This is a genomic window from Pontibacter pamirensis, from assembly GCF_010015475.1.
GTDB classification, from domain to species: Bacteria; Bacteroidota; Bacteroidia; order Cytophagales; family Hymenobacteraceae; genus Pontibacter; species Pontibacter pamirensis.
In genome coordinates this window covers 1-16,353 of the sequence record NZ_SSNI01000045.1, presented here as the reverse complement: position 1 = coordinate 16,353, position 16,353 = coordinate 1, and the positions used below count along the sequence as shown (strand labels likewise).

Below are 16,353 nucleotides of genomic sequence, written 5' to 3'. Positions count from 1 at the left end.
TAAGAGCTGTTATGGGCAAGTTCTATCTTTCTTCGTAATTCCAAACCCATGTACCACTCCGCTTATCTATTCTGCCTAAGCCGGGAAAGTCAAAATGAAAGGCGTTTACGAGCATATTGTCCTTATAAGCTAATTCGAGTAGCTTGATTCGGGAGAGTTTTGCCTTCTGGTGATCCAAATCATAGTTGGTTTGCCAGTCTATTCGCTCAATGTGTAAGGGGTGAAGAAAGGCGTCAGAAATGTACAGGAGCTGTTCCCTGCCTGAGTGGATGATCAGGGCTATCTGTCCAGGCGTATGACCGTCGGCCCTAACCGCTGTGATTCCGGGAATTAACTCTACAATATCGCCTTTGATCAAGTGTAGATTTTTATTTTTAAGCTTGGTGATGTTCTTTTCAATGAAGAATTTGAATAAGGCAGGTTGATTATCAGACTGTGAGGAATGCCAGTATTGCCATTCATCTCCGTGCATGTGAAAACGTGCAGCAGGGAAATTTAACTGCGCGTCTGCGGAATAGACGCCGCCAATATGGTCGGGATGAAAGTGCGTGATGATGACATCAGTGATGTCCTCTGTGCGTATGTTTTCTTGCTGCAGCAAATAATGTAGTCTGCCTTTGAACTCATGCGAAGCACCTCTGAAAACAATGGGCTTTTCAGAGAAACCAATTCCCGTATCAATGAGTATTTTCCGATCCTCGTGTTGAAGCAAGATGGCTATAAAGGGAGATGGAATGTTTTCGGGAGTACCGTTATACTCTTTCAATGCTTCAGTCAGTTCCTCTGCATCAGCATTGATGAAAAAATCTTTTGCCATGTATTTGAACTGCATATCCTGGAATATCATGCAATCAAATGCACCTATTTTTAGCTTAACAACCTCTGTATTTATACCAGACGCTGTATTAAGAGTGATAATTGGGCTATTCAGAAGGAAAGGAGATAAGCCCACAAGAGCCGAGCTACTTTTTAGGAACTGCCGTCTTTGCATGGTAGAAGATTTTTGCGTTTACAATATTACCCATGTTCCCCACACCTAGGTTATAAAGTAAACTCCTGCCAGTCCGTCTCTAACTACTATAGGTTCTACTATTTTAGCCTGGTAAAGGTCAATCAACTAAAAGGAGTTATTCCCTCTGCTGTACTTCTCCCTGTCCGCCTCTTTTATTTTCTCTTCGTTTAGAAACACCATTCCTGTGGTGTCTATTTCTCTTTCCAAGAACCATGGAATCATACTGCTCGGGTACATCCTGATACTTTATACTTTCCTCTTTTAAAAGATTTGAATAAAGTGCATGGTTGAAGTTGATGTATCTCCGTCACCTATAATCCTTTTCTGTAAAAAAGCTGTTGAGCAGTTGGTCTCATAAGATTAGAATTTGGAGTTACTAAAGAAGATGGACTCATCAAATACAAAGAGAAGGTTTAAGAGGGTGCGAACTTCTCCTAAGAAGGATAGTATTAAACAAGTTACAATATGCTTTGTTCTTACAGTATAAAAATTTATCAGAAAAGTTAAAGATTAAATTTATTAATGTCAATACTTATTCTATAGTATTAACATCGTAAATCGTTTACGACTGTTAACAGAGCTTTATAATAGAAATCTAGCTAACAACTGCTGCAGCTAATCTTTAAAAACATCTTTTTAAGCAGGAAAAACGCCTCAATCAACTTTTAAAGAACGAGGTATAAGGACAGGCAAACTTGTCCGCTGTCCCAGAGAGGGATAAGTTTGGCAGTAGATTCTTAGGGTAAGTTGTGAGCATGAGCTTATAACGTGCTTTATGTAAAACAGGAGGGTGTCGTGTTGCGCTGCTGTTCAGTTCCTGCCTGCCATCACTCCCCCGTCTACATCCCAGATGGACCCGGTTACCCAGGAGCTTTTGTCTGTGAGCAGGAAATGAATGACATTGGCAACATCCTGCACCCGCCCGACTCTTCCTATCGGGTGAAAGGAATTGAACCCCTGCAGTGCCTCCTCTATTTTATCTTCCTCGATGAACGCAGCGTAGATAGGTGTCACCACCACTGCCGGGGAAACGGCGTTGACGCGGATATTGTAGTCTGCCAGTTCCATGGCCAGGTGCTGGGTAAGGCTATGCAAACCCGCCTTGGCCATGGAATACGCGGAGGAGGGAGTTGCCTTGACTGCCTGTTTGGCCCACATAGAACCGATGTTGACGATGGACCCGCCCCCGTTGCCTCTCATCACCCTGGCAACTTCCTGGGTGATGAAGAAGAAGGCCTTGTTGAATGCGTGGTAGCGGTCATAGTCCTCCTCGGTATGCTCAAGAAAGGGCTTTGGGCTGAAGTATCCTGCTGCATTGAGCAGGTACTTTAAATCAGGAAACGCTGTCTTTAAGTTGCTGCTGAACTGCAGCACCTCAGGCAGGCGCGACAGGTCTACGCCTGCTGCATGAACTTTGCCATGGGCGGAAAGCTCCTCCCTTGCCGCCTCTAGCTTCTTGCCGGGCCGGCCCACGATTACCACTTCGATGCCGCCTCTGAGCAGCAATTCTGCTGTGGCCCTGCCCATCCCTGTCGTGCCACCTACTATCAATGCCTGATCTGCCATCTTCTCTTCTTAGTCGTTAATTCACTTTTGGTTGTTAATCCATATGATACGGAAGCAAGGAAGGTAAGGGGGTGCGGAGAGTGATAAATCAGTATCCCTGTTCAGTTGAAGCAGCCCCTTTTAAGTTTCAAAACCTGAGAAGGCTGTTTTAGCCAGATTCCGGTGGCACAGCCGACGTATGCATGCCACTCCCCTTCCCGAACAAAAGTATAGTCATGCAATGGCTTTCGATTCTTTCCAGCTACATACATTATATTTTTGCTACAGCTCGCTCACATGCCTTCTGAATGAACATTATAGAAAATAGTTGCAGCAGCAACAGCTGGCAGACGTAAATTGAATTTTGATTTAACTCTTCAAGCATGAATGAACCAGAAGAAAAACTCAGGAATCTAGGTATAGAGTTGCCACCGCCTGTTCAGCCGGTTGCCAACTATGTTACTTTTGTTCAGGTCGGAAATTTGTTGTTTCTGTCGGGGCACGGTTACTGCGGAACCCCGACGGCTGTTGACATAGGCAAACTGGGAAGAGACCTGACGGTAGAGCAGGGGTATCAGGCAGCCCGCAACGCAGGCGTGTGTGTTTTGGCCACCATCCAGCATGCACTCTTCACTTTAAGCAAAGTGAAGAGAATTGTTAGGGTTCTGGGAATGGTGAACGCCACCGAGGACTTTGCGGACCACCCGAAAGTAATCAATGGTTTTTCGGACCTGATGGTAGAGGTCTTCGGTGAAAAAGGCAAACATGTGCGTTCCGCTGTCGGCATGGGTTCCCTTCCGGGAGGTATAGCCGTAGAAATAGAAGTAACATTAGAGGTAGAAGAGTAGACCAGGCGAAGGCAATTGTTTAACGAACTAAAACCGCATGTACAGCAAAGAAACAACTTGTGTTTACAACCAGCTGCAACACCAGGGAGTGAACACTCCCGTCTTTGTTTCCACTGCCAACCGGTACATTGGCTTTGATGAAATCCTGTACCCCCGAAATTTTAACACAGAAAACCAGAAAGCCATTGTTGACAAACTCTGCCGGCTAGAACACGGGGAGGCCGGCATGATCTTCAGCTCAGGAACGGCGGCCATAGCCACAGTTCTCTTCTCCTTTCTAAAGGCAGGGGACCATGTCCTGTTTTCGCAGGAAATATACGGCGGTACTGTCAAGCTGATAGAGGAAGAATTCCCCAAATACAACATAGCCTTTGACTTTGTGTCCAGCGCAGATATGGGTAGTATGGAGTCCATGGTCAGGGAAAACACAAGGGTTGTTTACACAGAGACTCCCTCAAACCCCCTGCTTTCTGTTGTTGACCTGGAGGCTGTTGCAGCTGTGGCAAAGCAGCACAACCTTCTATCCGTAGTAGACAATACATTCGCTACACCCATCAATCAAAACCCAATCCTGCTGGGCATTGACATGGTGGTGCACAGCGGCACCAAGTACCTGGGAGGCCACCACGATTTATGTTTCGGCGCAGTGGTCACGTCTCAGAGACTGAAGGACGTCATCTACAAAAGCGCTCTGAATTTTGGAGGCAGCCTGAACGGCTTGGACTGCTACTTGATAGAGCGGAGCCTGAAGACATTGGCCCTGAGGGTAGAGAAGCAAAACGCCAGTGCGATGAAAATCGCAACTGCGCTGCAGGAGAACCCGCAAATCTCCACTGTATATTATCCTGGCCTGCAGCAGCATCCTAACCACGTAGTGGCTGCCAGGCAGATGACAGGCGGATTCGGAGGCATGCTTTCCTTCGAGCTGAAGGATGTGGCCAGGACAGAGGCCTTCTTAGGCAGGTTGCAACTCATTATACCTGCTTTGAGCCTGGGAGGTGTGGACACCACTATCTGCCAGCCCTCCAAATCATCCCATGCCAACCTGCCTGAAGAGGAGCGACTGGCACTGGGAATAAGGGACAGCCTGCTGCGACTTTCTGTTGGGGTAGAGGCTGTGGCGGATCTGCTCAGAGACATTGAAAATGCTTTGAATCATTGATATCGGAAGGACGTGATTTAGCACGAACCGCCACTGCCCATATGTTGAACAGCTTTTGTGCAATTCGGAAAAAGCCAATCAATGGAACAGCTAGTAATAAGCAGCCTGTTTCTTTACTTTTGTAGTACCAAACAAGATTCGGAACATGAATTTATTGAAAGTAGCCCTGGCTCAGATCTCACCGGTATGGTTGAACAAAACCGAAACGCTGGATAAAGTGTGTGCCTTTGTTTCAGAGGCAGGGGAGAAGGGGTGCGAACTCGTTGCTTTTGGAGAAGGATTACTGCCGGGCTATCCTTTCTGGCTGTCTTTAACCAATGGGTCAGCATTCAATTCTTCTGTACAAAAGGAAATACACGCGCACTATGTAAGGAATGCAGTTCAGATTGAAGCGGGTGATCTGGATGAAGTCTGTAGGCTGGCAAACGTACATAAGATCGCCATTTACCTGGGTGTCATTGAGCGCGGTAAAAACCGGGGAGGGCATAGCCTGTACTGCTCTCTGGTTTATATCAATGAGGCAGGGCAGATTCAGTCTGTTCACCGAAAGCTGCAGCCTACCTATGAAGAGCGGTTAACCTGGTCTCCCGGTGACGGTAACGGCTTACAGGTACACCCTCTAAAGGCGTTTGCAGTTGGCGGGCTCAACTGCTGGGAGAACTGGATGCCATTAGCCAGAACGGCGCTGTACGGCCTGGGTGAGAATTTGCATGTGGCCGCCTGGCCCGGCTCAGACAGGAACACGGTGGATATTACCCGCTTCATCGCAAAGGAGTCCCGGTCATTTGTCGTCTCTGTGTCTGGCCTGATGAGCGTAGCGGATTTTCCGGCCGACACACCTCATCTGGAAAAGATTGTAGAAAACGCCCCGGATGTGCTGGCCAATGGAGGCTCCTGTATTGCAGGCCCAGACGGAGAGTGGATAGTGGAGCCTGTTATAGGAAAAGAAGGGCTGATTATCCAGACCCTGGATTTTAACAGGGTGCTGGAGGAGCGGCAAAACTTTGATGTTGCAGGCCACTACTCCCGTCCCGATGTGACAAGGCTAACAGTAAACAGAGAGCGGCAGTCGATATTGGACATCATAGATTAAAATAGAAGAGCAGCTGGACCTTTTTAGTATCAGCTTGAGGTAAACAGGTAGGGATTATGCAGGAGGTGATTATAGTAGGTGCGGGTTTGAGTGGTTTAGCTGCAGCCTACTATCTGAAGAAAAACGGAACAGGTGCCCTTGTGCTGGAGGCACGGGAAAGATGGGGAGGAAGAATAGAAACGGTCAAAGCAGCAGGCAATAATACACCCGTTGAAATGGGTGCTACCTGGTTTGCTGAAAAGCACACGCACCTGATGCGCTTGCTGAAAGAGCTGGGACTGCCGTTTTACAGGCAGTATCAACAAGGAATAGGCATGTTCGAGACGGATGCAGCACGGGAGGCGCAGTTGTTTCAAATACCAGACTCGGAGGAACCGTCTTACAGAGTTGCGGGAGGCACACTAAAGCTAATCGATGTCCTTGCGCAGCATATCGGGCATGACCGGATCATCCTGGATTCTCCAGTAGTAGGTGTATCAGAGCAGAAGGACCATCTGGAAATTACCACCAGCAAAGGGGAAAAGCACGCCTGCAGGTACCTTGTTCTCACCATCCCTCCTTTTTTGATTTTATCGCAGAAGATAACCTTCGATCCGGCCCTTCCTGGTGAACTGGTCCGTGTGATGGGGAGTACACATACCTGGATGGGGGAATCTATTAAGTTTGCTGTTGAATATGAGAGCCCTTTCTGGCGACAGGAAGGATACTCCGGAACGATTTTCAGCCACGCAGGGATCGCCGTCGAGATGTACGACCACAGTGACTTTAAGGAGACCCGTTTCGCCCTTAAAGGGTTTCTCTCTGCTGATGCGTCTGTCTTAACCAAAGAGGAGCGAAAGCTTAAGGTGGTGGAGCAACTGACAAGGCTGCTGGGCGAGCGGGCAGCTGACTTTCTTTCCTACACAGAAAGGGTGTGGAAGGAAGAGGTTTACACCTTTGCCGACTACCAGAAGTATGTCATGCCTCACCAGCATAACGGCCATCCGCTCTATTCAGGCACCCTAATGAACGGCAGGCTGTACCTGGCAGGCACTGAGACTTCGCCCGCTTTTGGAGGATACATGGACGGGGCCGTTTACAGTGGCATAGCCACAGCTCAACGCATTGCCAACAAGATGAGTGAAGCCTGACTTCTCCCTTTGGAATGCCAGGTTGTTCATTAGAGAGCCCGTATTCACTCAAAGTATAGAATGTAAAAAGTAAGTTGGAACTGGTTTGTCAGGTTTTTGTCCTCCAGGCCTTAGGCATAACAGACAGGACAGAGTTGAGGCAAATGGAAACGGCTGCGGCACTTATCGTGACGATGATGTAGTAGACCATGCCGCCGCTGGTGCCTTTCATCCACAGAATCAGTAGCGCGACAGCCACAGTTCCTATCATAACGCCGCCCCAGTAGCGCAGCTTTCCCACAGGGGAGGAAAAGGCCTTGGCAGCGGAGGTGGGTTTCTTAAACAGCAGCCACACCATAAAGGAAAGCCCCAGTACGGAACCCGCTCTTTCGATGAGCCTGTAAAGAGGCAAATGGACAGGGCCGTACTGGACTTCTCTGCTGAAGAACGCGGGGTCCAGGTAAAACACCCACCCATCCGGAGAGGTGAAAATATCCCAGAGAAGGTGGGTCAGCGTTCCCACAAAAGCGGAGACGGCAAAAGCCGGCCATGCGCGCTTCAGGTATCCCATAAAATCAAACCCGAGGCAGTCAGCCCACTTTCTGTCAAGGGGCGAGGGCAGGTGCAGTATCAGCGCGTCCCTGACCCAAAGGTGGAAGGCAACGGCCACCAGGAAGGACAGCGGCAGGTCAAGCAGGAAGATGCCTGCCAAGGTGTGACCGAAGTCCGAGCCGGTGTTCATCTTCAGAAAATAGGGAAAGTCCGGAGCCATGCTGCCAATGACCAGCCCGCTGGAGGAAAACCAATTGGGCTTTAATTTCTTGAGCGGAACTGCTATTGCAGGATGAGAGAAGGTGAAAGGCATGCCTCAGGTAAAAGATGTGCAGAACTGAGAAGCGGGCGGGGCAGGTTTTACAAGTCTAAGCCTCTTTCTTTTGCTTTGAAAGGGAGGGCACAACTGGTTGAATAATCCTCAAGGCAATGCGCTGCCTGCCTCGCAGCATGCCAGCCAGGGGGGTCACTTCTCTACCACCACGATTTCCACGCGGCGGTTCTGCTGCCTGCCGCGCGCCGTCTCGTTGGTGGCCTCGAACATGTGCTCCCCCACCGGCACCAGCCGCATGCGGGCCGTGTCCAGGCCGCTGTTCTGGCGCAGCCAATCCTCCACTGCGCGGGCGCGCTCCCGTGCCAGCTGCCGGTTGTAGGCCTCACCTGCCAGGGAGTCCGTGAAGCCGTACACCCGGAGCATCCCCTCGGTGTTCCTCTCCTTGAGCGTCCGGACGATTTCCTGCAGCTTCTGCTCCCCGCTCGGGCGAATCTCCGCCTCGTCCAGGTCAAACATGATGTCTTCGCCGACCGTGTATATCCTATAGTCTTCTGTGCCGCGCACCTCTATCTCGGCCGCCTGCAGGGCCGGCTCCTCCAGCACGGGAGCGCCGAAGTCCACCTCCTTGAAGGCCAGCTCGTCCGTCTCCAGCACGCCGCCCGCCAGGTTTCCGTCATCGTACATCACGGCGGTGTCTTCTGTTGCAATCTCACGCACCTCGGCTGCGCCGTCCACATTGTCTTCCCTTACCTCGTTGCAGCCTGCCTGCAGAACGGCGGCGGCAAGAAGAGTGACTGTGAAATTTGTCTTCATCTTTGTTAACTTTTGGTTATAGATACTGTACGCGCCTGAAATAACTGCGTTATCTCTTCTTTGCGCTGAGCGCAGGGAGCCTCTGCTCCTTCACCGCCAGGGCACCCGCAGGTACATCAGGTAGTCGATGATGAGGGAGAAGCGGGAGAGCCGGGTGGACTCCTTCACCACGATGGGTGCCGGGTAGCTGCGCCGTATGCAGAAGGTTCTGGAGTCGGTAAGGCAAGGGAAAGGAGGCATACCAGGAGGTAGCCACACTCCGCCTACAACCCCAACCTTCGCCTAATTTCCCTGCTGCGTTTCCTTCGGCGTCTACCGGGACTGATGTACACTTTGTAGATGAGGTAGGAAACCCCTGCCAGCGCCGCCATTAAAAAAACTATCGCCTGATGAACGGCACCTTCTCTGCCCTGGCGCCGGATTGTGAAGCTGTTAGCACAGCAAGGAAACAAGCGGCACAAAAATTTCCTCCGCTACATATTCGTAAATAGAAATTTTTAATACATTGCGCGCCTCAAGAGCCTCCTGCTCTTTTATCATATACCAGAACCCGGAACGGTTCGCTCCTGACATTGTATGATGTCAACAAAGAGGCTGCCCTTTTAGAGCAGCCTCTTTTGCTTTGTCACGTTGACCAATGACGCTAGATATCGCCTTTTCTCTCTTTAAGCGGCCATGGCCACGGCAGGCAGTGCTTCCTTACTTTCCTCTGCCTTCAGGTTCAGGATGTAGCTGGCTGCCTTGAATGCCCTGGTGCCGGCGTAGATTAGCATGGTCTTGTCGTCTTTGAATTTGCTCACCCAGCCCTGCAGATAAGCCACTGAGTTCTCGAACACCTCCTCCCGGATGCCGGTGAAAGCACACAGGAAACTGGCGCCCATCTCGGCTATCAGCTCCTCTTTGCTGTAGTCCTCGTCCCCGAAGCGGCTGACCTTGTCTGTGAAGCGGTCCAACCTGGTGGGATGGCCGACGGAGTGGATCAGCTCATGAAAAAGCGTAGCGTGGTAGGCGTGGGGAGAAACAAAGTACTTCAGCTCCGGCAGCTGCACCCTGTCGCTCACAGGGGCATAATAGGCCTGTGCGCCGCCATGCCCGATGTGGGGCCGCGGCAGAGGGTAATTCTCCACCACGCGCTGGCAGGTTTCTATGACCTGCAGCTCTGTGCGCTCCACCGCTTCCGGCAGGGCAAAGTCCACGCCCTCTATCTGATCGATGTTGAACACGGTCCAGAGAAAGGGGACAAACTTTCTTCCGTGCTCTTTCTCCTCTTCTGCCTGCTCATTAGCATTCTCACTTTCCTTCTCCTCTTTGATTTTCCAGTAGATGATGGGGGTGCCTTTCTCGCCTTTCTTCACGTGCCCGCCTAGCTCCTTTGCCTGTTTAAAGGTGAGGAAGTAAGGCGTGGTGAAGTGCCGCTCTTCGGTGATGTAGTGGAGGTAAAAGGCGTTGAAGCCTTCGTAGTGCCGGCCGGACAGGTAGTTCTTCGGAAGGCCGTAAGAGGTCCAGGGCTTCTGCCAGGGCACCTTGCCCTGCTCCAGCTGCGCAATGACTTCATTTGTTACCTGCTCTGCCAATTGATTGAATTTTTCGAATGCGTTCATAGGAGTAAATATTAACAGATGATTAGATAAATACTATTATGCATGATGGTGTAAGGGATACCTGTGGCTTATCTAGCCTTTAGAGGACTTCTCTTCTGTGGCCTTCTTTTGGAAATCAAGCAGGCCGCTTCCCTGCAGCAGGGCATCCCGCATCCGCCGTAAATCGGAGAGTAGTTCGGCGTAATGCGTCCCATAGGTGCTGGCGTCGCTGACCAGGTACTCAGATAGCAGCGTGTACACCTTGTCCAGGGAGCGGGCCATCTCCAGCGGGGTCCCTTCTTCTGTGAGCACATGGAGCAAGGGGGCCATGTCAAACTTACTTTTAGGAGCACAACTATTAGTTGCCAGCCTGTAAAAGGGCTTCTTTATTTCCGGGGATGGTGTGGACTGTTCCATGGTCTCTATTTCCTGTTAAGGTGTCTTTCTTTTAGTTCTGTCAGCTTGGCCCTTGCCTCCTTCTCTGACCAGGTGAAGCGTACCAGGCAAAGGTTTGCGGCTTCTCTGTTTGTCATCATCTTGGCTTCACGCAGTTTCAGGATATTCTCCCAAATCAGCTGCTGCACTGGCATTCCTTCAGGCTCCTTCTCCTGTTCAGGCTGCACCTGATACTGCAGGGTATCATTAAGTTTCATCGCCTCCAGGAACTCCTTTGCCCACGCCTCATGTGTCTCCCGCTCTGCTTCGGTAAAGGAATCACAGTAAACCCAAGCACCGTTGCGGTAGATTTTCACCTCGCGCATCTTTACCCGCTCCGCTGTTTTGTAGGTCTTGAAGCCAACAGTGTACCTGGCGGTTTCTATGCTGTTTCTTTGCTTTGTGGTCGTCTCCATAGGAATAGGTTATAAGTTGTGACGGATGGCTAAAGCTCTGCTCTGGAGAATGTGCGTCAGGTCCTGCACACGTCCGCGCTCGTCCGTAGACTGCAGCGTCTGTACTCCTTTGCTAATAGCCACCTTCACAGCCCGCTGCCTGGTGGTGTAGTCGAGGCTACTGGCCTTGCATATCAGCTGCTCTTCTCGGGTTTGAAATGTTGCTTTCATAATTCTTAATGTTCTATTTATGGAACACTTTGAAGATTAAAAAAAGGCTTACTTTTATTGCCCTCGCTTTCTTTATTATACGTTGCAGTTTATAAACTGTTCTATATATAGAACAGTTTTAGCAAATATTTTAATCTTATTTTTTCTGAGGCCGCTTATGTTCAATAGGGTAGTCGATTAACCTGGCGGGAGGGAACTTATCTGTGTCTATGAAGCGCTTTGTACTCCCGTCTATTTGAGGCACATCCTCTGCATCCAATACACCTCGCTTAATTCTCCTGTTAATGGCAGTAGGAGAGACACCGCACAGCTCTGCATACTTGTAAGGTGTAACGTATCGGGGATGTTGTTCTTCTGCCATAGTGGAAGTGTTTACGACAAATATACTTTATGTGTTCTACATATACAACCTGCGTTCAAAGACTCGTATTTTGAACTAACATAGAGCAGCGTATCGCTTTCTTTCCCCTTTTGTAATTTTAAATTATTATTCTCAGGCATGATCAAAGTCAAACACCCGAATCCGGCAAAGAACCAACCACAGGAGGGGCAGCGGAGCACGAGCCTACGCATCAGGATTATGAGGAGTGGCTGGAAGGCCTGCCGGAGAACGTTTCCTGGGATATGGCCGCTAAAGGATTCGAAAGGTGCCGAACAGTGCTCAGCTTCACCAGGTATGTGAATGAAAAGAATGATGTAGGGCAGGAGGAGTATGTGCGGGGCCTGATGGGAGAGGAGGAATACGAGGAGTACAAAGCGTTAACGGCATAGCTTGCTTCCTTTTCCCTTTTGTAGTAATAATAGTTTACCTAGTAATATGATATTATTAGATTTACCCAGTACGTCTAGTAATACCATGTTTGCCTGTTTGTTCTTTCTTCAACTATAGCAGGGAGGTGCTTGCTTTGCGCGGGTGGGAAAGTCACTGTTATGACAGCTGCAGAACACAGCGCAGCGCAGAGAGGCAGATGGCGGAAGGGTGGCCAGCACACCTCTCTCTGGCAAATGAGCAGCATTTGGCAGAGTGCTGGATGGTGGAGCAAAGCTTGCTGGGGAGGGGCTGCCTTTCCCGCTAGGCATGTGGCAGGCAGTAACGTTTTTTAAAGTGCGTTTGTAAAACGTTATAAGCTGTCATCCTGACAGACTGCCCTGCGCAGCCAGGGATTTGAGAAATCAATAAGTCAAAAGGAGAATAGAACCTACAGGGAATAACCGTCTGGTGTCGGCAGGGGAGGAGGTAAAAGCTGGACAGGGTAAGACTTCGATGAAGCACATATACACTATTGCAGATTTAGCTATAGGTCATGCATGAAAATTTATGGGCTACAAAAGCTATAATCAATGACAGTTTTTTAGACAAGATGTATGCCTTATCACAGGCAGTGTTTTGCATTACCTGCTTGCGTATGTACTAAAGCGGGTAGATATGATTTCCAAAACAGTTACTATTTCCTCCGGGGCTGGCAGCGTACCATACACGAGTGAGCGGAATTCCTGCTGGTATGTAGTCTCTAAAGAGTTCCAGGTTCCTCTCACATCTGTAAACAGCAGGCACGCATCCAGTGGCTGCATAGCCCAGTCCCCCTGAAACTCGCTATTGCGGGCATCGTCAGCCTGCACGGCCCGACTCATCTCGAAGAAGTTCTCGCTGTGCAGAAAAGTGGCCACTGCAGGCGCTTTCAGCATGGCGTGCAGGTCATAGACATGGCGGATCTTACTACCCAGCTCAGCTACCGGGTCATCGGCATAAGATGCCCGCACCAGGGCCAGAACCTTCTCGGTAAAGGTGCGCTCCAGGCTCACCACATTCACCTCAAAGGGAGCCAGACCGTACTGGCGAATCAGGTCCAGCAAGTTACGCTGGGCCATAAACTGGCTGATGTAGGTCTTGATTGACATGCGCTGATGTGGATTAGGGCTGGCGAAGGAGTTTATTTCCACCAGAATCTTGTCAGTTGCTTGACCGTAGTCTCCTTGCACGGAGGCTCCGTAGTCGTGCAGCGTTTTGCGGAAGCGGGAGCCTTTGCTGGTCCGGTACGGGTCATCTACCTCGACCATGTCCTTTGTGATTTCTTTTGAGATTCTGCGGAGCAGCTGCATGACCTGGTTGTTTGTCATGCCTTCATCGGCATTGATGGCCAGGTCGATGTCCTCTGAAAAGCGCTCAATCAGGTTGTAGGCCTTGGATAGGGAGGTGCCGCCCTTGAAGATGGCCTTCTCCACGTAGGGGGAGTGGGCCAGGCGGTAAAGTACCAGCGTCACCCAGTAGTCCTTTTCCACGTACACATCCCTGATCTGCAGGGCCTCTGCCGTGGCCGTGATGGCGTCCCGGAACACCTCCGGGTTTTGGTGTAGGTTCATACGATATTCCAATCTTTTCCGTTAGGCAATATGCTCTCGCTTATGCCCAGTTTGTATTTGGTCAGTAGGTTGAGTGACTGCCTTAGCCTGTCCGCCTCCTGTGCATAGCCCAGCTGATCCAGCAGGGCTCCCAGCAGGGCACGGGTAGCGGGGTTGTAGTCCAGCGCCAGTTCTATGAGCCGATCCATGTCGCCTTCAGCTAATTTTCTGATATACTCCAGCAGAATGAGGATTGTCTTCTCGCTGTTGCGGTCCGGGATCTTCTTGTAACCGCGCAGTGCATCCAGGACCTGAAGCTTGTCAATGTCAGACTCCTTGAAGTTGGTAGGGCTCTGAACATAACGAATCTTGGTTTTGCCAATATTCGCCACCCTGCGCTGCTTGCGGGTCATCAGCGTCACCTCCTGAGGAACCTGCGTCGTCAGGCCCAGTTGGTTGTAGAGCCCCAAGCCGCTTTCGTATCCCTTTACTTTGCCTTTGGAGGTGCTCAGGCTTTTGATGATCTCTTTTTCCGATGGTTTTACTTTACCGAACACGGTTTCCTTCGGCTTATAGTAGCGACCTTTTGCCAGCCGATTGATCACCCCTTGCCTGGCCAGGCGGCTGAGCGCCGCTGCTAGGGCCTCCAGCTGGCTACCATTTACCTGAAAATCGGCATAAGTCAACAGCTGCCCGGGTTGGGCCTGTTCGATTCTTTCCCGGACTTGCTGCATAATGCTCATGTTCTGCTTCCTCTGTAGCGTAAAACTAAACCCAAAGATAAGCTAAATCAGTTTATTTTGTCAAGTTTTATAACAAAAAAACTTGACAAAATAAACTGATTTAGCTCGAGAATAGGAGTTAGTTCAGATGATTGGAATCCATGATCTACAATAACACCACAAACATCAGTTATTATCCATCTGGTAATTAATGTTGGTAGGGCTTTTCTGTCACTCAGCCTTTTTGATGGTTAACTTATCCAAGAGCGACCAAGTCAGGACCAAGCTGGTGACTAAGCTGAAGAAAAGCTAGCAAAGGACCTGACTAAGTTAGTGGAGAAGGGGCTGCTTGTAAATAAGGGGAGAAAAAGGCAACTGTATGCATTTACAGGAACTGGAATGTCGGATAAAGGGCTTGAATGTCGGTTAAATGTCCGATAAATCACTTTGCTTACCTGGAGCAGTCCCTACAAAGCAAGTGGCAGAGACAGCCCCTATTTAACATAAGAAATATTATAAGACACATATATAGCTATAACCAACGACGGTTAATTTATAACAACCTGTGTTCTGCCTCTTTTGTTTTTTCCAAACAATTAAATACAAGCTTGTAAAATTCAGGGTGCGACTGCCATGTTTTCCCGGTAATAATTTTTCCGTCCTGAACGGCCTGTTCCGCGGTCACATAAATCCCACCGCATGATTCAACTTCAAATTTTACATGCTCATAACAAGCGATTTTTCGTCCATCTACCAGGCCAGCGGTTACCAATATCTGAACGCCATGGCAAATAGCAAAAATATATTTATCGCTGTTATAAAACGCTTTAACAATGTTTATTACCCGTTGATCATTGCGTAAAAATTCGGGTGCCCTGCCGCCAGGAATAAGAAGGGAATGGTAGTCACCAGGATCTACATCTTCAAACGCAAGGTCAGATTCTATAAGGTAACCGGGACGTTCTATATAGGTATCCCAACCCGGTTCAAAATCGTGCATCACCAGGTTCATTCGCTTTACGGCAGGTGCTGCAATTACAGGTTGGTATCCGGCCTCCAACAGGCGGTGCGATGCATACAAAATTTCAAAACTTTCACCTGCATCACCGGTTATAATAAGAATCTTTCTACTGTAATTCATAAAACTGATTTAGGATAACATAACTTTAAATATCTTCAATATTTTACAATTAAAAAATTAGCAAAGCAAGGCATTAATAAATTTCCCGAAATTAAAAGACATAAATGAGCTTTACTGTGGAGTATCTACAGAATCTTTACCTATCAGCGTTATGAATGATATTCTGAATTAGGAGCAATAGCTTTTATGACTTCGGCAAGCCACTAACCAAAGAGCTACAGGGGATGCTGAAAGCAGAACAGGAGCTGCCAGTTTCAAGACAGCTCCTGTTCTGTGGTCTACAGGCCTTGCTCGTCGGCACTTGGCCCGTAGCTACCTGGGATAGGAATGTTCAGAAGACGCAGGTATAAGCCAAGCTGTGCCCTGTGATGGACAGTTTGTGCCAGCGCATGGCGAATGGTGTCATACTTTGACAGGGTCATGTACACAACAGCACCGTTCCGCAACGTCCAGGGCTCATCCAGTTGCTCTTCTGTTACCTGCTCCATATTTGCTTTCGCCTTTGCCAGGTTCTTCTCGAAGAGCGTTAAGAGCCCCTCTGTGTTATTTACATCACCTGGATTATAAGGGCTGGCGGCAAAGTCAAGTTCATCTGTTGTAACAGCTAAGGTTATCCAGGTGGGCAAATCGGCAATGTGCAGTGCGAGGTCTTTAACAGGCATGCTTTTGGGGTGAGGCTGCCAATCGTATTTATCGTCTGGCACGATCACTAGCATTTTGCGGGTTTTCTGCCCTTCTTCCTCGATTTCCTTCAGAAGCTTTTCGATGATTTTCATAGGTTTATTCTGTTGATTTAGACGAAGCAATATTACTAATTAAATTAGCGTTTGCCAACACATTTAGCTTAAACCATTGTCGTTGTTAACCTTTGCCAATCTAAGTAAAAGGCATTGTGGGTAAAATCTCAATAGTCCTTCTTAAGCAGTGCTCTGGCTGGGTCTGAATGTACCGCAGATCTGTCCCCTGATAGGAGTGGCTACGATTAGGACACAAACTTTGAGGCGCATTTGTTCTCTGTTCTAAAAGGAGCAAATGAGCGGTGACATATTCAGCGACCGGCGTATCAGCCGTCGTGTAGAGGATTTGGCAACGAGGATACTA

General features: G+C 49.1%; 19 protein-coding genes. 5 read left to right on the top strand and 14 right to left on the bottom strand.

Annotated features, from left to right (window positions below):
* Window positions 1–22: 22 nt before the first annotated feature.
* Together E1919_RS23260 and E1919_RS23255 are read right to left on the bottom strand one after the other, a co-directional pair.
* Window positions 23–991: an MBL fold metallo-hydrolase gene (locus E1919_RS23260; protein WP_162055811.1), complete on the bottom strand. Its 969-nt coding sequence runs from the start codon at window positions 989–991 to the stop codon at window positions 23–25.
* Between the two features lie 831 nt (window positions 992–1,822).
* Window positions 1,823–2,578, bottom strand: coding sequence for an SDR family NAD(P)-dependent oxidoreductase (locus E1919_RS23255; protein WP_162055810.1), 756 nt, complete (start codon window positions 2,576–2,578; stop codon window positions 1,823–1,825).
* A 362-nt stretch (window positions 2,579–2,940) separates the two neighbouring features.
* Here E1919_RS23255 and E1919_RS23250 point away from each other — a divergent pair, with 362 nt between their 5' ends.
* The 4 genes from E1919_RS23250 (at window position 2,941) to E1919_RS23235 (ending at window position 6,790) form a co-directional block, all read left to right on the top strand.
* On the top strand, window positions 2,941–3,405 hold the full coding sequence (locus E1919_RS23250) for a RidA family protein (protein ID WP_162055809.1): 465 nt from the start codon (window positions 2,941–2,943) through the stop codon (window positions 3,403–3,405).
* A 37-nt stretch (window positions 3,406–3,442) separates the two neighbouring features.
* Window positions 3,443–4,567 carry a trans-sulfuration enzyme family protein gene (locus E1919_RS23245; RefSeq protein ID WP_162055808.1) on the top strand — a complete coding sequence of 375 codons (1,125 nt, stop codon included), beginning with the start codon at window positions 3,443–3,445 and terminating at the stop codon, window positions 4,565–4,567.
* A 145-nt stretch (window positions 4,568–4,712) separates the two neighbouring features.
* A complete protein-coding gene (locus E1919_RS23240) occupies window positions 4,713–5,660 on the top strand; it encodes a carbon-nitrogen hydrolase family protein (RefSeq protein WP_162055807.1) in 948 nt (315 codons plus the stop codon).
* 56 nt (window positions 5,661–5,716) lie between these two features.
* The gene (locus E1919_RS23235; RefSeq protein WP_162055806.1) at window positions 5,717–6,790 is read left to right on the top strand and encodes a flavin monoamine oxidase family protein; all 1,074 of its coding nucleotides are present in this window, start codon (window positions 5,717–5,719) and stop codon (window positions 6,788–6,790) included.
* 88 nt (window positions 6,791–6,878) lie between these two features.
* On the opposite strand, the gene E1919_RS23230 is transcribed toward E1919_RS23235, so the two are convergent.
* The 8 genes from E1919_RS23230 to E1919_RS23195 form a co-directional block, all read right to left on the bottom strand.
* Window positions 6,879–7,634, bottom strand: a complete 756-nt coding sequence (locus E1919_RS23230; protein ID WP_162055805.1) for a DUF4184 family protein — start codon at window positions 7,632–7,634, stop codon at window positions 6,879–6,881.
* Between the two features lie 153 nt (window positions 7,635–7,787).
* Window positions 7,788–8,408: an OmpA family protein gene (locus E1919_RS23225; RefSeq protein WP_162055804.1), complete on the bottom strand. Its 621-nt coding sequence runs from the start codon at window positions 8,406–8,408 to the stop codon at window positions 7,788–7,790.
* A 90-nt stretch (window positions 8,409–8,498) separates the two neighbouring features.
* Complete coding sequence (locus E1919_RS23220; protein WP_162055803.1) at window positions 8,499–8,648, bottom strand: hypothetical protein; 150 nt, start codon at window positions 8,646–8,648, stop codon at window positions 8,499–8,501.
* Between the two features lie 425 nt (window positions 8,649–9,073).
* The gene (locus E1919_RS23215) at window positions 9,074–10,009 is read right to left on the bottom strand and encodes an ArdC family protein (protein WP_162055802.1); all 936 of its coding nucleotides are present in this window, start codon (window positions 10,007–10,009) and stop codon (window positions 9,074–9,076) included.
* A gap of 72 nt (window positions 10,010–10,081) precedes the next feature.
* Window positions 10,082–10,405 carry a hypothetical protein gene (locus E1919_RS23210; protein ID WP_162055801.1) on the bottom strand — a complete coding sequence of 108 codons (324 nt, stop codon included), beginning with the start codon at window positions 10,403–10,405 and terminating at the stop codon, window positions 10,082–10,084.
* A gap of 5 nt (window positions 10,406–10,410) precedes the next feature.
* Entirely contained in the window at window positions 10,411–10,839 is a 429-nt protein-coding gene (locus tag E1919_RS23205; RefSeq protein ID WP_162055800.1) for a hypothetical protein, read from the bottom strand.
* A gap of 9 nt (window positions 10,840–10,848) precedes the next feature.
* Window positions 10,849–11,049, bottom strand: a complete 201-nt coding sequence (locus E1919_RS23200) for a hypothetical protein (RefSeq protein WP_162055799.1) — start codon at window positions 11,047–11,049, stop codon at window positions 10,849–10,851.
* A 136-nt stretch (window positions 11,050–11,185) separates the two neighbouring features.
* Window positions 11,186–11,410 carry a hypothetical protein gene (locus E1919_RS23195; RefSeq protein WP_162055798.1) on the bottom strand — a complete coding sequence of 75 codons (225 nt, stop codon included), beginning with the start codon at window positions 11,408–11,410 and terminating at the stop codon, window positions 11,186–11,188.
* A 263-nt stretch (window positions 11,411–11,673) separates the two neighbouring features.
* On the opposite strand from E1919_RS23195, the gene E1919_RS23190 reads away from it, so the two are divergent.
* Window positions 11,674–11,820: a hypothetical protein gene (locus E1919_RS23190; RefSeq protein ID WP_162055797.1), complete on the top strand. Its 147-nt coding sequence runs from the start codon at window positions 11,674–11,676 to the stop codon at window positions 11,818–11,820.
* A gap of 621 nt (window positions 11,821–12,441) precedes the next feature.
* Here the strand turns inward: E1919_RS23190 and E1919_RS23185 are convergent.
* The 4 genes from E1919_RS23185 to E1919_RS23170 all read right to left on the bottom strand — a co-directional run bounded on the left by E1919_RS23185 (window position 12,442) and on the right by E1919_RS23170 (window position 16,028).
* Window positions 12,442–13,410, bottom strand: a complete 969-nt coding sequence (locus E1919_RS23185) for a nucleotidyl transferase AbiEii/AbiGii toxin family protein (protein ID WP_162055796.1) — start codon at window positions 13,408–13,410, stop codon at window positions 12,442–12,444.
* Window positions 13,407–14,123, bottom strand: coding sequence for a DUF6088 family protein (locus E1919_RS23180; protein WP_237144813.1), 717 nt, complete (start codon window positions 14,121–14,123; stop codon window positions 13,407–13,409). Before E1919_RS23180 ends, E1919_RS23185 begins: the two co-directional genes overlap by 4 nt.
* Before the next feature lie 541 nt (window positions 14,124–14,664).
* The gene (locus E1919_RS23175; protein ID WP_162055794.1) at window positions 14,665–15,252 is read right to left on the bottom strand and encodes a DJ-1/PfpI family protein; all 588 of its coding nucleotides are present in this window, start codon (window positions 15,250–15,252) and stop codon (window positions 14,665–14,667) included.
* 278 nt (window positions 15,253–15,530) lie between these two features.
* Window positions 15,531–16,028: a DinB family protein gene (locus E1919_RS23170; protein WP_162055793.1), complete on the bottom strand. Its 498-nt coding sequence runs from the start codon at window positions 16,026–16,028 to the stop codon at window positions 15,531–15,533.
* Window positions 16,029–16,353: the final 325 nt, after the last annotated feature.